Raw genomic sequence first — 17,033 nt, forward strand, 5'->3', positions numbered from 1 at the left:
ATGACGCAAGCGGAACCCTTCACGGATTCAAGCTGCTTCGGTTACTTGACCTTGCGAATCATCATGATGAAGAAGGTCCCGACCAACAGGCAGACGATGGCCACGGGGAAAACCATCCGGTAGCCTCCGAACATGCCGATGACCAGGGTGGTGCAACCAGGGGCCAGGACCTGGCCGATCGTGTTGGCCAGGTTGAGGATGCCCAGGTCTTTGCCGGCCTCCTCGGCATTTGGCAGTACGTCGACATTCAGAGCCTGATCCACGGACATGTAGCAACCGTTGCCGATACCCGCCAAGGCCGCATAAATGAACATGCCTGTTGGGTTGGGCATGAAGAAGGGGAAGACCATACCGACGGCGATCACCACACAACTGACCGCCACGATGATCTTCCTCCTCTGAAGAAAGTCGGACAGTGGTCCTGACACGACAGCCGCCAATATGGTTGTGACCACGGAGATGAGAGCCATGACCTGGAGTGTGGAGGCAGCTGCGGAATCACTCAGATGACAGTACTTCTGCAGGATGTACAACTGGTATCCCGAAATCATGAAGCATCCGATGACAAAGGTGAACCGTCCCAGCAGGGCGAGATAGAAATCGCGAGCGTTTCTGGTCGGCGGAACGAAGGACCTCCCTACATCAGCCCAGGTACGCTCCACAACGGTATTGGCAGCCGAGCGCTCCCGGGGCCAGATCAGTACGGTCAGGATCCCCGAGAAGAGGAAGATGACCATGCCCACCAGCAGGCCCGCCTGGATTTTGTTGATGAAGAAGCTGCCGATGATGGTACCGAGCTCTTGGCCCACGATCATGCTGGCACCGTACAGCGCAGAATAGGTGCCTCTGATGGCCTCGGGAATCCTGTCCGAGAGGACAGCAACTGCGGGCGCAATCAGACAGTTGATGCCCACCTGGACGATGCACCATCCGAAGATGATCATGAACAGGGTGTGGGACTGCGTGACGACCAGGAATCCAACCGCCCCGATGATTCCACCCAGGACGATCCACGGCGTCCGTTTGCCGATCCGGAATCGTGACATGTCTGACAGGGCGCCAAAAACGATATTGGCCACCAGAGCGAAGACACAGCCGATGGAGTTCATCGTACCCAGGGCCGTTTCTGCGCTCACCCCATGCAGGGAGTTGAAGATCTGCGGCAGCAGAACACCGGAGCCCATCGTGAATGGGGCCGCCCACAGGAGGGAGACCATGATGAAGCCGACGGCAAAACGCACCTTTTCCGTCGTGTTCAAACGGCGTCCGCTGTCGGGGGCGAGGGAAACATCCATCGTCGGGGATGTCACGGCACCTGAGGCCTCCCCGGCCGTGGCCATGACAGCGATATCCTCATCCATCCGAGAACCGACACCATGCTGTGCCTGACTCTTGTGTTCATCATTTTCCATCTTCTACCCTCCTTGGTAGTGCAACCCTGCAGACTATGGCCCCATTGAGCCGAATCAACTTCCTTCCCTTCGAAAACCAAACACCAAAACCCACTTTATCCGTAATCTACAGTAATTCCGGGGCGATTATCATATCAAATCGTTCACAGCAGAAAGTAACGCACTGACCTTGTGTTGGAATTCCGGGAGTTCGGGCAGGAGTGACAATGCAAGATACCCGTTGGTCGGCATGTCGAAGAAGTATCCCGGTTGTCCTGTGAGCCCATACCGACGAATCAGATGAACGACCAGATCATCCTCCTCGATCACGGCCGGAAATCTCAGGAGGGTATTCCATCCGGCCTCGGCCCTCAGACAGGAGACGCAGGCGCTCTCCTCTGCCAGCATCGTCTTGAGGACGGTCAGATTCTCTCGTATCCTGGCAGCGACCCTGGCTGTCTGTCCGGGCACTTCCTGAAGCATGGAGGAAATGCCATCTGCGATGATCTGACTCATGGGCAGGTAATCGTCGGCAATCAGATCCAGACGTCGTCTGGCCTCAAGGACCTGGGGGGCGGGCCCGGAGACCTGGATCCAGCCAACCTTTGCCTGAGGTGCGGCAAGGATCTTGGAAAAACCATCCAGACCGAAGGTCAACACCTCATTGTCACCTGCCAACCTCTTCCTACCCGGTAGCGGGTCCAGCGGATAATCGAAGAATACCTCATCGGCGATGATGGCGATATCGTGCCTTGCGCAGAGATCCATCACCTCCTGCCGCTCCACAGGATGCAGATAGGATCCGGTGGGATTATTGGGATTAATCAGGACCAGAGCACGGATCCTGTCTGCTTCCGGCTCTTCGAGGGCCTCCCGGATGGTCGCCAGATCCAGGAACCAGGAACCGTCATACTCCAATCCATAGGGAAAAGCACGGACTGATTCCAGACCGGCGATGGACTCGATCAGAGGATAACCAGGGCGGGGTTCCAGAATGATGTCACCTGGATCACACAGCAGCTTCATCAACCATGAGTAGGCCTGTGAGGTGGACGAGAGTAAGTAGAGATCATCAGGGCCCACAAGGACCGACGACCCTCCTGCACGGTTGCGCTCCGTCAGGAAGGCGGCCAAAGACCGTCGGGCCTGGATGGGGCCTTGCGGTTCGGCACCATAGATACCAGGCAGAGATTCCGGCCCCAATCCGAATCTGGTCGGATTGGAGTCGTTCAATCTTCCTAACCTGATTCCCCGGTCCAGGGCCTCTGCCTGGGCTCGGGATATACGGTTGGGCTGTTCGGAACCGATACGATGGGAAAACATCCTGCCCTCCTGTTCGGATTCCTGGCCGTACCCGGTTCAATGCCCATGCGCCAAGGACCGGTTCAGACTCACCCGAGGTGCTTCTGCTGGAGGTCGGCCTGGTAGGCAGCGCCGACGATGCCGGCCTGGTTGCGCAGCTTGGCGGCCACGATGGGGGTATCGATCTTGATGTGGGGCAGGAACTTCTCGCTCATCCTGCTCACGCCGCCACCCACGACGAAGAAGTCGGGACTGAAATAATGCTCGAGCAGCCGGTAGTACTTGGTCAGACGACCGGCCCACTTCTTGTAGCTGAGCTTCTTCCGGTCACGGACCGAGGAGGCGGCATACTTCTCGGCGTCCTTTCCGTCCAGGATCAGGTGGCCCAGCTCACTGTTGGGAATGAGCACCCCGTTGTAGATGAGGGCCGTACCGATACCGGTGCCCAGGGTGGTGGCGATGACCAGTCCCTTCTGCCCCTTGGCTGCACCGTACTGGACCTCTGCCAGTCCGGCCGCATCCGCGTCGTTGACCACGCTGACGGGCCTTCCGCAGGCATCGGAAAGAACGTCCTGAACGTTGGTCCCCACCCAGGCCTGGTCCAGGTTGGCCATGAAACTCAGGGGCCGGTCGGGCTTGACCGGGGCCGGGAAAGCCACGCCCACGGGAACATCATCGGAAACCTCGAACCGGTCGAGGAGCTGCTTGACCACGGTGCCCACCGCCTCGGGGGTGGAATGCTCGGGAGTGAGGATTTTCTTCCGGGGCTCGGCAAAATCGCCGATGGTCAGATCGACCGGGGCAGCCTTGATGCCGGATCCACCGATATCCACTCCAAAAGCCTGCGCTGTATCAATCATTGCTGCTCCTTCGGTGCTGACTACATAGTTGATGACGAACCGGCACGTAGGAATTGTACCCCATGGCATGGCCGGATTCTCCCTGATTCGACCGGGTCGGTCAGGAAGGAGGAGGCTGGTGGGCAGGACCACCGGCCCTCGTCTACTCGTCTTGTTCATCCACGGGTGGGATAATGACACCATGACCGAACATACCCAACTCATCGACGCACTGAATGTGCGCATCACCACCCGTCACTACGACCCCTCCCCCATGGCCCCTGGCACCATCCGCCAGCTCTCCAGCACTCTGAACGCCATCAATATGCTGAGCGGATTGGACATCCAGCTGGTAACCGGGAAACCTGATGTTTTCGAGGCCGGCAACACGTCGGGTCACCTGTCCAATGCGGCCAACTACCTGGCCCTGGTTGGCCCCAAGGATGACCCGGAAAGTATGGAAAAAGCCGGCTTCTATGGCCAACGCCTGGTCCTGACCGCCACCCTGTACGGACTGGGGACCGGTTGGGTGGCCGGCAGTTGGAACAGGGAGGCCGCCCAAAGGCACTGTCGCGTCACGCCAAGCCAGGCCCTATATCTGGGCATCACCATCGGCTACTCTGCTTCAGAGGCCAACTACGGCAACCAGGAATTCGACCAGCTCTGCCGGCGTCAGGCAGAGCACAGGCCGTCCAAATCCTATGACGAACTGACCGCCCCCATGAGCGAGGACGACAGGGAGGCGGCCCCCGACTGGTTCAAGGCCGGGTTAGCCGCGGCAGCCAAGGCCCCCTCGGCCATGAACGGCCAGCCCGTCCTCTTCACCTTGGACCGGAAGACCGGCGATGCCGCCGCCAGCCTGGACAAGAACTCGGGGACGGGCTCCATCATCGACCTGGGCATCGCCAAGATGAACTTCCAGATCGGCGCCGGAGGCGGGACCTGGGTCTGGGGCGACGGAGGCCACTTCATCAGGTCCTGATCCTCCCGGCTCCACGCCCCGGATTGGAAGCCCTGGTAAGGGGCTCGTGTAGGGTGATGAACCATGACCAATGGCGCATTTTCAACAAGAATCGAACATCACCAGAACCCCCCGAGGAGGGTGACCCTTTTCCTGACCCGTCACGGCAGGACCACAGCCAACCGCATGCACCTGATGCAGGGCTGGTCCGACTTCCCACTGACCGGGGAAGGCAGGGAGGATGTCCGACAATTCGGCCGGGGTCTTCGGGGTATCCGCTTCGTTTCCGCCTGGTGCGGCAACCTGACCCGTCAGTATGACACCGCCCGTGAGGCCCTTGACGCTTCAGGACAGGGGGATCTCCCCATCCAAGTGGATCCCGATCTGCGTGAGGACAACTTCGGCAGCTTTGAGGGCCGTGACGAGGCCGAGACCATCAAGGCCGTCTGCTCCCATATGGGTTATGAGAACCATGACCAGGTGCGTCAGGCCACAGGCCGGTTGATTTCCGCCGCCATGCAGGACGCCTTCCATGAATTGGACCTGGAGAACCCCTTGGGCACCGACCTGGCCTCCGAGGACCGGGCCGAAACCACCGAACAGGTTCGTGTTCGCATGATGAGGGTCCTGACCAAGATCGCCGAAAACGCCGTCACCCTTGGTGGCGGAGAGGTGCTGGTGGTCAGCTCCGGCATGTGCCTCCAACAGTTCCTGGTCACCATGGGCGATGATATCGACGTCCCGGACATGGACAACACCGCGGTCACCAAGGTCACCTATGCCGATGGCAGGTTCAGCCTGGACGGCCCACTGGCCTCCATGGAGTACTTCCTTGCCGGAGCCGAGCGCTAGTCCTTGGGCTTCGAGCCGAATAAACCAAGAAACCGCCCCGCCGAAGCCACCGGAGATGATGATCGGCAGGGCGGTCCGCCATGTATGGGGATAATTCAGTTTTTCAAGGGTGCCATGGGCTTCCAGTCGGGATCATGGAGGAGCTTGCGTGAATCCACCCACCCCTGGATGATCTTGGGGATTCCCGTCATGATATGTCCACGGTCCACGGCCAGGAGTCGGATGATCTCCTTGGCGGCAGTGGCCAGGGTGCCCAGGGCGAAGACCAGGGGGCGGTAATCCCCGTGGGCCATAAAGTACCGGGCCATGTAACCCCGATTGCGCATGATGTGGTATCGGTTGACATCCGAGGTGGAGTTGAGCTGCCGGATTCCGCCCATGTCCCAGTTCCCGATCTCGCGGGTTCGGCGCATGACCACGTCCTCGACCTCGACGGCCCTGGTCACCTTGCTGGCCAGGTACCCATAGATCGTATCGTCCCAGTAGATGAAGAACCTGGGATCGGGCAGGCCTATCTTCTCCACCACCTGACGCGAAAAGAAGCCCCCCTCGAAGCACATGGTGTTCATGGGCCTGAAACCGGAGGAATCGAACGCGGAGGGGGCCACGGGATCCGGGATGCCCATGGGGACGATGAAATGATACTGCCAGTAGAAGGGGCCTCCATCGTAGTCCAGGCGCGATCCCTGGATGACCTGGAAGCGGTCGGTCCACTTGGCAAGCAGCTCAAGCCCCCGGGGCTCCACGGCCACATCGTCGTCCATGACCCAGAACCACCGGGCACCCAGCTGGTAGGCCTTGCCCACTCCGGCCGAGTACCCGCCGGCCCCGCCACCGTTGGTCTCCTGGGGGGCGTAGACGACACGATGTTCCTGACCGTCTCCGTCCACGACCGTGGTACCCCAGAGTCCGTCCACCTTATCGGAAAACTCGCTGACCAGCCGACGGGTCTGCTCCGAGTTTTCATTATCAACCACGACAATCCGCCAGGGGGCGACGGTCAGGTTGAGGATGGACCCAAAGAGGTTGGCCAGGAGCTCCTGCCGCTTGTAGGTCACGATGACCATGGCGGCCTTGTCTATCGATCGTTTCATGTCTCCATTGTGACACCCCGCCTGCCCGAGGAGCGAACCCGCTCGGAACTTGCACAGGATGCATGCCCGGGCCGGGTCATCCAGGCAATTTCAGGTCATATGATCGCTGGACGAGTTGCAGAGGACGGTGGTCAGGGTGGCCACAATCAGGAGGACAGCCGTCACCACGAGGAAGGGAAGGACCGGCACAGGGGTCAGGAAGGCCGACATTCCTGACCGCGTGAAGCCCAGAGCCAGGCAACCCTCTACCATGGCAACCGCCAAAAGGGCCATCACCGCCCCACCAACCACATCGGTCAGGGTCTCCATGACCGCCGACCAGACTATGGAGGCCCGAGAAACCCCGTTCTGATGGAGCCGACGATTCCGACCTCGTCGTTCCCCCGCCGCGATGGCGATGGATTGCATCATGAAGATCAAGGCGAGAACCGTTCCTCCGACCACCATGACGGTCAGGGCCACCTGCCCGGTAAGACCACGTTGAATGAAGTCATCAATGTACTCCTGCCTGGTCTGCACCTTGAGTCCGTCCAAGTTCTCATTACGCAGACGGGAGACGATGCGGTCCTTTCCGGCACGGTCTGAAGCAAGGATGGGCATCATCACGATTCCGTCTTCCCCAAGTCTGGGCAGGGCATCATCAACCGTCAGGAACAGTGGGGTGGAACTGAGCGGCGTCAGCTCGGGAATTCCCTGGGGAGGCTGCACCACAGCCACAATCCGGGCCTCATGCTCCCGGTCTTGACGGTCAAGGAGACGGACCCTGTCCCCCAGGGAATACCCTGAATCCTCGCTGACCGCGATCCGGCCCGGCCCCAGGTCGGACAGATTCCCCAAAACCCGAGTGAAACGGCTGATATCAGAATTCCTTTCCTGTGTCTGTTCGGAGGATTCCCAGACCACGATGGCGGATTGGTCTTCCGATCCACCCAACATCCAGTTCTGGAAATAGTAGGTGTTCGATGCCCGGACTCCCGCCATCCCCCTGATCAGGTCCGTCGGATCCTGATATCCATCACCCGCCTTGGTCGAGGAAACGATGACATCCGCCTTCAGCGGCTCCAGTTGCAGGACCGCACCCCCTATGGAACCTGCCTGCATGACTGCGACGAAGGAGATGAGAATGGTCAGAATCATCATGGCCGGCAGGGCGATGGCGGTCGAACCGGCACTCTCCCTGCGGGCGCGTTGACGGGCCAGAAGACCCGGACCTCCGGCGACCTTCGCAGGGATCAGGCCGATGATCGAGACGGACAGCGCCACCAGGAAGGGGGCACCCAGGTAGACCGTGGTGATGACCAGGATAACCTCCAGCATGCTCCGCATGTCCAGGGTCAGGGAGGGCAGGGGGGCGAACCCGACCACCAGTGTCAGGGCCAGAAGAACCAGGAAGGCCAGGGAGCGGATCCAGCCAATCCGACCGCCCCTGACCGTGGCCTCCTGCATCAGTTGGAGCGGGGAGGCCTTGGCCACCTTGCGCATGGCCATCCAGACACCCAGGAGACAGGTGCCCATCATCAGGATGAGGGTCTCCACCCCCACGGAGAATCGGATCCTCGGGGTAAAGACCATCCCCGCCTTGTCGAATTCCACAGAACCGGCATAGAACCGCCCGACAGGAAGGGTCAGGAGGGATCCGACCAGGCAACCCAGCAGGTTCGACACAGCCAGGGGGGCCGAAAACTCCAGAAGCCCCAAGGCTGTGATCCTTGAGCGGGAAGCGCCGTTCAACCGCATCATCCCGTACTCACGTCTCCGTTCCTGGACCAGGAAGGAAACCGAAGAGAGGACCAGGAAGACCGAAACCAGCAGGCAGCATGCGAGCGCCGGGATGGTCACAATGGAAATGCCCCGATAGGGAACCCGGGACAGGTACCGGTGGTAGGTGTTCAATCCGGTCAGATCACCCATGCCGTCCTCCGCCTTCCCGGCCCGATAGACCTGCATGGTCGACGAGGTCAGGAGCGATGCCAGGAAGGTGGTCAGGCCCATGACCAGGTAGGAAGACCGGTGTTCCCTGACCAGGGACCGCACCAGGGAAAAGAAGGTCGGTCCGCCACCCGAGGAGCGGCCATGAATCGATGCGTGTCCACCCCCTCCGGCCAGGAAGGCTCCGGAAGGGACGTCATGCCGGAAACCGCCAAACGGCTCGTCATGTCCGGCTTGGGGGCCGGCACCTGCCGGTCTCATCCTGTCACCACCTCATCCGTCAGTGTCATTCCGGTCAGGTGTGTGGCAATCTCTTCGGCCGTATACCCCTGGCAGACCGAGTGGACGGCGCCATCGACCAGGAAAACCACCCGCTGGGCCCGGGCGGCCACGTTGGGATCATGGGTCACCATGAGCACCGTTGCCCCCTCCTCCGCGATGGTCGAAAAGGCATCAAGGACCATCCCGGAACTTCGCGTATCCAATGCTCCGGTGGGTTCGTCGGCGAAGACCATGTCCGGTTGAAGGGCCAATGCCCTGGCAATGGCCACACGCTGCCGCTGGCCGCCGGATATGTCGGCGGGATACTGCCCTGCATACCCATCCAGGCCCAGGACCCGCAAGGCCTCCAGGGCCCGGGCGGAACCAATCCCCCGGCCACCGAAGAGCTGTGGCAGCATGACGTTCTGCAGGCAGGTGAAAGCCTCGACCAGGTTGTAGTCCTGGAAGATGAACCCGATATGGTCACGCCGCATCCGGGTCAGGGCCGAGTCCTTCATTCCGGCGATATCACGGCCCGCGATCTTGACCGATCCTTCCTGGACCGGCAAGAGTCCCGAGGCGCAGTAGAGCAGGGTGGATTTCCCGGCCCCGGATGGCCCCATGACCGCCGTCCAGGACCCTGCCGGACACTGCAGGTCGATCCGGTCTATTCCCGAGCTCCCCGCCCGGTAGTGGTAGGAGACCCTTTCCATCTTCAACGGTGGTTCAAACATGATGAATGTACCTTTCATTGTCGCCGCGGATACGGCAGGTTGTCGATGATCCATTTCAGAGGCCGATGGTTGATTGCCTGTGGATTCTTCGAGCCGAACACCAGCAGAGAAGGCCGGCCATGACGAAGAGACCCAGGCAGACAACGCATTCGATACCCGGAATGGGCAGGAACCGGCTCAGTGGATTGCCGATGCAGTACGGATCGACCAGGAGTCGGTCGATGGACCAGAAGGAGATTGCCACCACCAGGGGAACCGAAATCAGCACCAGACGGGTGTCGGTACGGCAGTGCATGGAAATCCAGATGACCAGAAGCGTGTCCGTCAGGGCCGATATGAGGCAGAGCGGGATGAACGCAGCCAGATATCCTCCCAGAGACCAGGTGAACCAGGGCAGTCTGCTCCCATCGAAAACGGGGAGGCCGTCGAGGCCATGGATCTTGGGGAGCCACATCAGGAAGGATCCCGCTGTCACCATGAGCATCATCAGGAGGGCGGCACCAACCAGGGTGACCACCTGCAGCCCGGGCAGGAGTCTACCGGTCCGTGTTGTCCATTGGGTCTGGCGAACCTTCCGGACCCGGTCCCTGGTCAGACGGGGAGCCGTGATGGCCAGGGCCGCCAGGAGGGGGACCAGATACATCGAAACACGGAAGTTGCTCTGGGTGTAGCTCAGGAGTCTGGGAGCGGCCAGACCCATGCCCGCCTTGCATTGTCCGGCCAGGTCATCGACCCGCCCCTCCACGGTTCCGGGCAGGATTGCCCTTCCCTGTCCGGCCCCTCCCCCACCTGTGGATCCTTGGCCCCCCTCCCTGCCCGTCTGGTTCACGGCCGCCAGTATCAGGGTATGACGATTACACCGCAGGTACGCATCCATGGCGTCATGGCAGTCGGCAAGCCGGCTGTAAGCAGGCTGGGATACTATGCGCTCCACCAATCTGCCTCTTGCGGGATCGGGGAGGGAGGGATCGGCCTGCTTCTCGCCCCGTACCGAGTCGACCAGCTCCCTGGCAGACGGGTAATCCACCACCCCCAGTTCACGGGCCTGGGGGTTAAGGGACTCCATCTCCCGGGAAACCATCGGCTCAAGTCCCCGGGCCTCCCCCTCCTTCTCGGCCATGAAGGCCCGGGTGGCCGTGGGGCCATGCTCCGCCACCTCATGCCGGGCATCCCCTGTGGGAACCTGGTCGTACATGGCCAGATTCAGACAGGCCACAAAGGCGAGGGACAGGACCAGGGTCATCCAGAAGGACGGCCCCAGAAGATGGCGCATCTCGTTTCTGACCGTCGTCCATCTCATCAGAGACACCCTCCCCAGGAAGGCGACAGCCTGGCCTCTCTTCGCGGCCCGTGCGCATCCGCACGCCCTCCTGGGTCCGCGAAGACGCGGGGGAAGTCATTCCCGAACGGGAACATGACCCATCCGCCCCGCCGGGCGGGTGCCGGACCTGTGGATGCCGGGGCGGGATTGCGGAGGAATCGGTTGGCATCCCCGTCATGGACTTCGAGGGACCGGAAGACCATCATGACCTCTCATCCCCGTAGACCACCAAAAAGGCATCCTCCAGGTTAGGTGTCATGACCTGTCCCTGATCCGGAGGCCAGGGTGAGTAGATTCTGAGGCTGGTCTCCCCGCCCTCGTGTTCCTCCTCCAGAAGGGCTTGGCCTTCTTCCAGGCGGTAGCCGGTGGGGACCAGGAATATTTTTCCCTCCAGCCTGCCGCTGATCCGGCCCGGCGAAAGGTTGCAGCGGACCCTCCCATCCTTGAGCATGATGACCCGATCGGCGATGGTCTCCAGATCGGAGACGATATGGGTGGATAGGATGATGATCCGATCCTGGGCCAAAGAATGAACGAGACCACGGAAACGGACCCGCTCCCCGGGGTCGAGTCCGGCCGTCGGCTCATCGAGGACGATCAGGTCGGGGTCGTTGATCATGGTCTGGGCCAACCCCACTCGCTGGATCATGCCGCCCGAGAAGGTCTTCATCCGTTGTCCCGCCCGGTCACCCAGCCCCACCATCTCCAGGAGGTCGGCCACCAGGGGTTTGGCCTGTCTGCGTCCGATCCCCTGGAGGGCGGCGATGTAGATCAGGAATTCCGTGGCACTGTAGTCCGGATAGAACCCGAACTTCTGGGGTAGGTATCCCAGCAGGCCGCGGTAATCCTCATCCATGGCCAGGATGTCCTGCCCCTGCCATGTGATGCTGCCCGAATCTGGATGGATCAGGGTGGCGATCATCTGCATCAGGGTGGTCTTGCCCGCGCCGTTGGGCGCCAGAAGCCCATGGACCCCCAGGTCGAAGGTCAGACTCAGATCGTCAATGACCCGATGGCCCCCGAAACTCTTCGATATATGGTCAAGGTTCAGCACGATGCCCTTTCCCCCTTCATCTTGCGGATAGGTAAACCGACCTTCATGCCATCACCGGCCTTCCAAGGTTTTCCACCCTTTTCTCCAGTCGGTCTCCGGTGCAGTATCGGTGCAGGACCACCAGGAAGACCGCCAGCAGGGTCAGGCCTGTCGCCAGACTGAGGATGGGTGGAATGGCCATCAGGTAGGGGGCGATTTCGGATCGCATCAGTTGGATGACCAGACCGGCGAGAATCCAGAGGGCGGGAACCAGGACCATTGCCGGAACGGTATGCAGATGCCCCTCCGCCCACATCTGCAGCAGGGAGAAGAGAAAAAGGGAGGAGAAGCAGATTCCCAGAATGATCATGGTCGGCAGTCCCGGATTGGCCGTCCGCACCAGGAGGACCGTGGCCAGGGAGGAGACCATCATGCTGACCATACCGAAGAGGAACATCCTCACCGTGGCTATCTGACGGAAGGACCACCTGCAGGTCCTGATCAGGTTCAGGGTATTCAGGTTGCGCTCCTTGACCACCACCAGGAAATGCACGACCAGGAAAAGGGCCGGGGAGCAGACGAAGACCGGTACGACCAGGCCGAAGAGCCTATCGGTCCTGTTGAGCCAGTGGGTCTGACTGACCCCGCCGATGATGGCCGCCCAAATCACGATGGAGGCGATCAGACCGATGAAGACGCAGTCCCAGAGTCCGAACAGGAGGTTCCGCAACCCCAGGGAACGGATCACGCCCACCAAGGTTCTGACCAGACCTGGCCTTTTCTCCAGACCCTTCCGCCTGATCATCCTGATGGACCGTTCCCGTTGCCCGTATTCCGCTTCGTCCCACACGGGCATTCGCTCCCCTGCGGCCACCGCGCCCGTATCCGGTTCGGCATCGGCCCCCCTCATGGCCATCAGGATGGGACGTACATCCGGTTCAAAGTCGTTCATGGCCAAATTCCTTTCTCAGCCCCTCTACGAGGCGGTAATAACGCGCTTTGACCGTTCCTTCGGGTTCTCCATTCATCCGGGCTATCCGGGCGAACCCATACCCTCCGTAGAGGTGCAGACGGAAGACCTCCTGGGTCTGGATCGGGGCGACGGAGACACGGTTCTCGATCCGCCGAACCAGATCCTCATCCAGGGCCCTGTCCGACGGATCGGTCGTCTCCGCAGCGAGCGGACCCCGTTCTTCCCAGGTATTCCGGCGGAACCGTCGACGACGGGCTCGCCAGTAGTCGATCACCTTGTAGGTGGCGATGCGATGGAGCCAGGTCCTGAAGCCGGACCTGCCCGGGTCGTAATTCCCCAACGACCGCAAGGCGGCGATGAAGGTCTCCTGGGTCAGGTTCATGGTCTCCTCACGCTCGCCCACCTGGACCCGGATGTAAGCGAGGATGTCATCGTAGTACTTCCGAACCAGGTCGTCGGCCGCCCGCGAGGAACGCGCTGCCAGAATCCTGCCGATCCACTCCTCATCCTCCTGTCGGGAATCGCCAAGGTCGGGATCATCCCCGTCCGCATTTGAGAAGGAAATGGACGGTGTGGGGATGTCGAGCGATTCCCCGGGCGACCCCGGGGCGGCATCGGCTGCAGGCAGCGGGTGCTCTTCCCTCGTCTCCATGGTCCGGCCTCCTTGCGGCATCCAGCATCTTTTACCATCTACATATTCGTCAGGGAGACTGCAATGGTTGCACAGGTCCGGTCGACCTCTCCGCCGGCGTGTCACCCGCAAGGCGGGACACCCGTGTTCGGTTCCTCCCTCCACGGCCCACCCGGCATGGTGCACTGCAGGCAGGAGTCGAAGGTTCGATGCCCTGCCGTTTGTTGCACCTCCCGCATTCGGCAGGCGGCATGGATCGGATGCGCCTTCATGACAGGGGTTTGACCTGCCCATGGACCGCTGCTAGATTGTAATCGTCAGTTTCAGGGAAGGTGAAAGTCCTTACTGGCGGTATCCGGTTGCATGCCGGGAGCCCGCGACCCGCCCAGGCGGTTGATATCGGTGAGAGTCCGAAGCCAACGGTTACAGTCCGGATGGAAGAAACGAGGCCCATATGGGCATGCTTTCGCATACCGAAAATCACCAGAACCAGGAAACCTCCGGGACGGAACCCTTTGACGCCCACTCCACGGCGGGCGGTGTCTCAGGTCGATGGTCGACCCGTCGCATCGCCATGTACGCCCTGTTCGTGGCCCTGACCATCGTCCTGAGTTATGTGTCCATCCCCATCTTCCCGGCCGCCCCCTTCCTGAAGTACGACCCTTCGGGAATCGTGGTCCTGGTCGCCGGGTTCGCTTTCGGCCCCATGGCGGCCGCCATCGTCGGGGTCCTGGGATTCCTCCCCCATATATTCGGCAATCCCTTCGGCGCCCTGATCGCCATCATTGTGGCCCTGGCCCTGGGCCTTCCGGCCTCCCTCATCTACAAGCGGATCCACTCCCGCAAGGGTGCCGTCATCGGCATCCTGGTCGGGGCCGTGACGGGACTGGTGGCCGCACTCCTCTGCAACCTGGTCATCACCCCGATTTACGCGCACATGGGCTTCCACCAGGTCCTGGGCATGATCATCCCCGTCCTTCTGCCCTTCAACCTGCTCAAGTTCACCATCCACGGCATAATCACCTTCCTGATATACAAGCCCATCTCGAACCTGGTCAAGGACTGAAACCCAAAGGACCGGGGCAGGATTATTCCCTTTGGAAATGGACAAGTTGTGAGCGAAGGTGCGATGAAAGCCGCTGACGGCAGAGAACCCCTGGCCGTCCTGGACAGGGTCTCCTTCAGCTATGACCAGGGCAGGACGTGGGCCCTTGACGAGGTCAGCCTGACGATCCGGCGCGGTCAGCAGACCTGCATCATCGGTGCCAACGGGTCGGGCAAGTCCACCCTGGCCCGGCTCCTGAGCGGGAGCCTGGCTCCGGATCGTGGGCGCATCGAACTGATGGGGCGGGTGGTCTTCGACTCGGCACGGCCGCCCGGTCAACGGGTTGATACCGAAGCCTACCGCCAGGCCAGGGAACACATTGGCATGGTCTTCCAAAGTCCGGAGGACCAGATAGTAACCACCGTCGCCGAGGATGATGTGGCCTTTGGACCGGAGAATCGGGGTATGTCCCGGCCCTGCATGCAGGCGGCCGTCAGCCAGGCCCTGCGGTATGTGAATCTGGCCGGTCGTCGCAGGTCCGACCCGACCAGGATGTCGGGAGGCCAGCAGCAACGGGTTGCCATCGCCGGGGCCCTGGCCATGCACCCGGACATGATGGTCATGGACGAGCCCGGTGCCATGCTGGATTCTGCAGGGCGCCGGAAAATTGCCACGATCATGGCCGACATGGCCGCCCATGGTAAGGCGGTGGTCAATATCACCCACCTCCTGGACGAAGCCAGGGCCGCCGATAGGGTGATTGTGCTCGACCGGGGCAGAATCGTCACCGTCGGGTCGCCGGAGGAGTCGCTGTCCCGCTTGCAGGAGGAACTGCACGGGGATATGTTCGATGCCGACATGCCTGTATCACATGGCGATGCCCCCAGGTCCGGTACCCCCGACACCTGGACGGATGCATCCGACAGTGGTCGGACCGGTTCCCCAGGCGGGGAGGAAGCGGCCGTAACAGCCAAGAACCTGTCTTTCAGCTTCGATAAGAAGCACCGTAACGTGGTTGACCACCTCGACCTCAGCCTGGAAGAGGGAAAGACCCTGGCGGTTCTCGGTCCCAATGGCTCTGGCAAGTCCACCCTGGCCCGGCTGATCTGCGCCCTGGTCTCCCCCAAGGAGGGTGACCTCTCCGTGGCCGGAATCACCCTGGCCGGCGAGGGAGCGGCCACCAGTCGCCGGGTGGCCAAGGAACGGCTGCGGATGCTGCGACACCGGGTGGGGTATGTGATGCAGAAACCCGAACACCAGCTCTTTGCCGAAACCGTCGCCCAGGATGTGGCCTACGGTCCCAGGAATCTCGGCTTCGACAAAGAGGATGTGACGCGCCGCGTCAACCGTGCCCTCTCCATGCTGGGACTGGGGGACCTGTCGGACAGGTCCCCCTTCGACCTTTCCGGAGGCCAGCAGCGCCTGGTCGCCATAGCAGGGGTCCTGGCCTCCTCTCCACGGATCCTGGTTCTGGACGAGGTCACGGCAAGCCTGGATGCCCGGGCCGCACAGACCATCGTAACCATGCTGGAAGGCCTGCACCAGCAGGGCGTGACCGTCATCCTCATCACCCACGACGAGGAGGAGGTATGCCGGCTCGCCGACCAGGCCATACTCATGGACCGGGGCCATCTGGTTTCCCGTGGCGGGGTGGATGAGGTGCTCCGGGATTACCGTGGACTTCAGACCCAGGGCGCTCCCATGGCAAGCGAAGAGACGACCGTTCCGGCTGATTCGGCGCTTTCGGCCACCGGGGGCGAAAACCAGGTGGGACGGCCCTCCCTGGTTGAGCGACTGGACCCGCGGGCCAAGATGGTCTGCTTCCTCATGCTCATGGTTACCTCCTTCTGCATCGGCACCGGACCTCAGCTGATTCTGGGCGCCCTGACCACCCTGGCCATCATCCTCGCCGCCCGGATCTCTCCCCTGAAACTGCTCAAATCGGTCAGTGGTCTCCTGGCCCTCATGGCGGTGGTCGCCCTCCTCAACCTCCTGGTGACCAGGGAGGGTACCATCCTGGCCCGATGGGGCCCCCTGATCGTCACCGACCAGGGACTCAGGACCGCCTTGGTCTACTCCTGCCGGTTCGGTCTGGTCCTCCTCCTGGGGGCCCTCCTCCTGATGACCACCACCCCGACCCGGATGACCGATGCCTTCGAATCCCTCCTCTCCCCCCTAAGCCGTCTGGGTATCCACACCAGCGAGATATCGCTGGTCCTCTCCCTGGCCCTGCGGTTCATCCCCACCCTGGTCGGTGAAATGCAGGCCATCCGGGAGGCCCAGGCGGCCAGGGGCGGCAGCGTCGAAAGCGGCAACCTGTCCAGCCGGACCCGCGCCATGGTGTCCATCGTGGTCCCGGTCTTCGCCGCCGCCCTCCGCCATGCCGACAACCTTGGACAGGCATTGGACGCCCGGGCCTACCGGGGGGGCCAGGGCCGCACACACTATCGGGAATCGCACCTGCAGGGCACCGACTATGGGTTCATGGGTCTGGTCGTGATCTACTTCGTCCTCCTTGTGGTCCTGATCGTCATCTGACCACAGGGGCCGGTGCTCCCTCTTGTCCGCAGACGTAGCGAAAGAAGCCGACGGCTTCCGGTGCCAAGGAGAAAACCAGGGTCTCCTATGCAAAAAGAGGGCAGAACCTTTCGGTTCCGCCCTCTTTGC

General features: G+C 61.6%; 14 protein-coding genes and 1 riboswitch. Of the genes, 4 read left to right on the forward strand and 10 right to left on the reverse strand.

Annotated features, from left to right (window positions below; translation table 11 throughout):
* Positions 1-41 precede the first annotated feature (41 nt).
* The 3 genes from AACP59_RS03550 to ppgK all read right to left on the reverse strand — a co-directional run bounded on the left by AACP59_RS03550 (position 42) and on the right by ppgK (position 3,553).
* The gene (locus tag AACP59_RS03550) at positions 42-1,412 is read right to left on the reverse strand and encodes an MFS transporter (protein WP_339352921.1); all 1,371 of its coding nucleotides are present in this window, start codon (positions 1,410-1,412) and stop codon (positions 42-44) included.
* Positions 1,413-1,541: 129 nt separating this feature from the next.
* Positions 1,542-2,714 (reverse strand): pyridoxal phosphate-dependent aminotransferase, encoded by a 1,173-nt coding sequence (locus AACP59_RS03555; RefSeq protein ID WP_339349895.1) that lies wholly within the window; start codon positions 2,712-2,714, stop codon positions 1,542-1,544.
* Between the two features lie 68 nt (positions 2,715-2,782).
* Entirely contained in the window at positions 2,783-3,553 is a 771-nt protein-coding gene (gene ppgK, locus AACP59_RS03560; protein ID WP_339349896.1) for a polyphosphate--glucose phosphotransferase, read from the reverse strand.
* 181 nt (positions 3,554-3,734) lie between these two features.
* Here ppgK and AACP59_RS03565 point away from each other — a divergent pair, with 181 nt between their 5' ends.
* Both AACP59_RS03565 and AACP59_RS03570 read left to right on the forward strand, forming a co-directional pair.
* Positions 3,735-4,514, forward strand: coding sequence for a nitroreductase family protein (locus tag AACP59_RS03565; protein ID WP_339349898.1), 780 nt, complete (start codon positions 3,735-3,737; stop codon positions 4,512-4,514).
* A 63-nt stretch (positions 4,515-4,577) separates the two neighbouring features.
* Complete coding sequence (locus AACP59_RS03570; RefSeq protein WP_339349899.1) at positions 4,578-5,345, forward strand: histidine phosphatase family protein; 768 nt, start codon at positions 4,578-4,580, stop codon at positions 5,343-5,345.
* A gap of 95 nt (positions 5,346-5,440) precedes the next feature.
* On the opposite strand, the gene AACP59_RS03575 is transcribed toward AACP59_RS03570, so the two are convergent.
* The 7 genes from AACP59_RS03575 to AACP59_RS03605 all read right to left on the reverse strand — a co-directional run bounded on the left by AACP59_RS03575 (position 5,441) and on the right by AACP59_RS03605 (position 13,342).
* On the reverse strand, positions 5,441-6,439 hold the full coding sequence (locus AACP59_RS03575; protein ID WP_339349900.1) for a glycosyltransferase: 999 nt from the start codon (positions 6,437-6,439) through the stop codon (positions 5,441-5,443).
* A 90-nt stretch (positions 6,440-6,529) separates the two neighbouring features.
* Positions 6,530-8,629 (reverse strand): FtsX-like permease family protein, encoded by a 2,100-nt coding sequence (locus AACP59_RS03580; protein ID WP_339349901.1) that lies wholly within the window; start codon positions 8,627-8,629, stop codon positions 6,530-6,532.
* On the reverse strand, positions 8,626-9,363 hold the full coding sequence (locus AACP59_RS03585) for an ABC transporter ATP-binding protein (RefSeq protein ID WP_297316230.1): 738 nt from the start codon (positions 9,361-9,363) through the stop codon (positions 8,626-8,628). The genes AACP59_RS03580 and AACP59_RS03585 overlap by 4 nt, the downstream gene beginning before the upstream one ends.
* Before the next feature lie 55 nt (positions 9,364-9,418).
* Positions 9,419-10,663 carry a hypothetical protein gene (locus AACP59_RS03590; protein ID WP_339349902.1) on the reverse strand — a complete coding sequence of 415 codons (1,245 nt, stop codon included), beginning with the start codon at positions 10,661-10,663 and terminating at the stop codon, positions 9,419-9,421.
* A gap of 223 nt (positions 10,664-10,886) precedes the next feature.
* Positions 10,887-11,738: an ABC transporter ATP-binding protein gene (locus AACP59_RS03595; protein WP_339349904.1), complete on the reverse strand. Its 852-nt coding sequence runs from the start codon at positions 11,736-11,738 to the stop codon at positions 10,887-10,889.
* A 43-nt stretch (positions 11,739-11,781) separates the two neighbouring features.
* Positions 11,782-12,669 (reverse strand): hypothetical protein, encoded by an 888-nt coding sequence (locus AACP59_RS03600; protein WP_297316227.1) that lies wholly within the window; start codon positions 12,667-12,669, stop codon positions 11,782-11,784.
* Positions 12,656-13,342, reverse strand: a complete 687-nt coding sequence (locus AACP59_RS03605; RefSeq protein ID WP_339349905.1) for an RNA polymerase sigma factor — start codon at positions 13,340-13,342, stop codon at positions 12,656-12,658. The genes AACP59_RS03600 and AACP59_RS03605 overlap by 14 nt, the downstream gene beginning before the upstream one ends.
* A gap of 294 nt (positions 13,343-13,636) precedes the next feature.
* A riboswitch (FMN riboswitch) is annotated at positions 13,637-13,771 on the forward strand.
* 4 nt (positions 13,772-13,775) lie between these two features.
* Here AACP59_RS03605 and AACP59_RS03610 point away from each other — a divergent pair.
* A complete protein-coding gene (locus AACP59_RS03610) occupies positions 13,776-14,387 on the forward strand; it encodes an ECF transporter S component (RefSeq protein ID WP_370465960.1) in 612 nt (203 codons plus the stop codon).
* 48 nt (positions 14,388-14,435) lie between these two features.
* A complete protein-coding gene (locus AACP59_RS03615; protein WP_339352922.1) occupies positions 14,436-16,904 on the forward strand; it encodes an energy-coupling factor transporter ATPase in 2,469 nt (822 codons plus the stop codon).
* The last annotated feature ends 129 nt before the right edge of the window (positions 16,905-17,033 follow it).

Source organism: Bifidobacterium indicum (assembly GCF_036987015.1).
GTDB lineage: Bacteria > Actinomycetota > Actinomycetes > Actinomycetales > Bifidobacteriaceae > Bombiscardovia > Bombiscardovia indica.

Coding starts and splice junctions, on each gene's coding strand:
- AACP59_RS03585 (WP_297316230.1), bottom strand. CDS start 9,363: ATGTTTGAACCACCGTTGAAGATGGAAAGGGTCTCCTACCACTACCGG.
- AACP59_RS03550 (WP_339352921.1), bottom strand. CDS start 1,412: ATGGAAAATGATGAACACAAGAGTCAGGCACAGCATGGTGTCGGTTCT.
- AACP59_RS03600 (WP_297316227.1), bottom strand. CDS start 12,669: ATGAACGACTTTGAACCGGATGTACGTCCCATCCTGATGGCCATGAGG.
- AACP59_RS03555 (WP_339349895.1), bottom strand. CDS start 2,714: ATGTTTTCCCATCGTATCGGTTCCGAACAGCCCAACCGTATATCCCGA.
- AACP59_RS03590 (WP_339349902.1), bottom strand. CDS start 10,663: ATGAGATGGACGACGGTCAGAAACGAGATGCGCCATCTTCTGGGGCCG.
- AACP59_RS03565 (WP_339349898.1), top strand. CDS start 3,735: ATGACCGAACATACCCAACTCATCGACGCACTGAATGTGCGCATCACC.
- ppgK (WP_339349896.1), bottom strand. CDS start 3,553: ATGATTGATACAGCGCAGGCTTTTGGAGTGGATATCGGTGGATCCGGC.
- AACP59_RS03570 (WP_339349899.1), top strand. CDS start 4,578: ATGACCAATGGCGCATTTTCAACAAGAATCGAACATCACCAGAACCCC.
- AACP59_RS03575 (WP_339349900.1), bottom strand. CDS start 6,439: ATGAAACGATCGATAGACAAGGCCGCCATGGTCATCGTGACCTACAAG.
- AACP59_RS03580 (WP_339349901.1), bottom strand. CDS start 8,629: ATGAGACCGGCAGGTGCCGGCCCCCAAGCCGGACATGACGAGCCGTTT.
- AACP59_RS03610 (WP_370465960.1), top strand. CDS start 13,776: ATGGGCATGCTTTCGCATACCGAAAATCACCAGAACCAGGAAACCTCC.
- AACP59_RS03605 (WP_339349905.1), bottom strand. CDS start 13,342: ATGGAGACGAGGGAAGAGCACCCGCTGCCTGCAGCCGATGCCGCCCCG.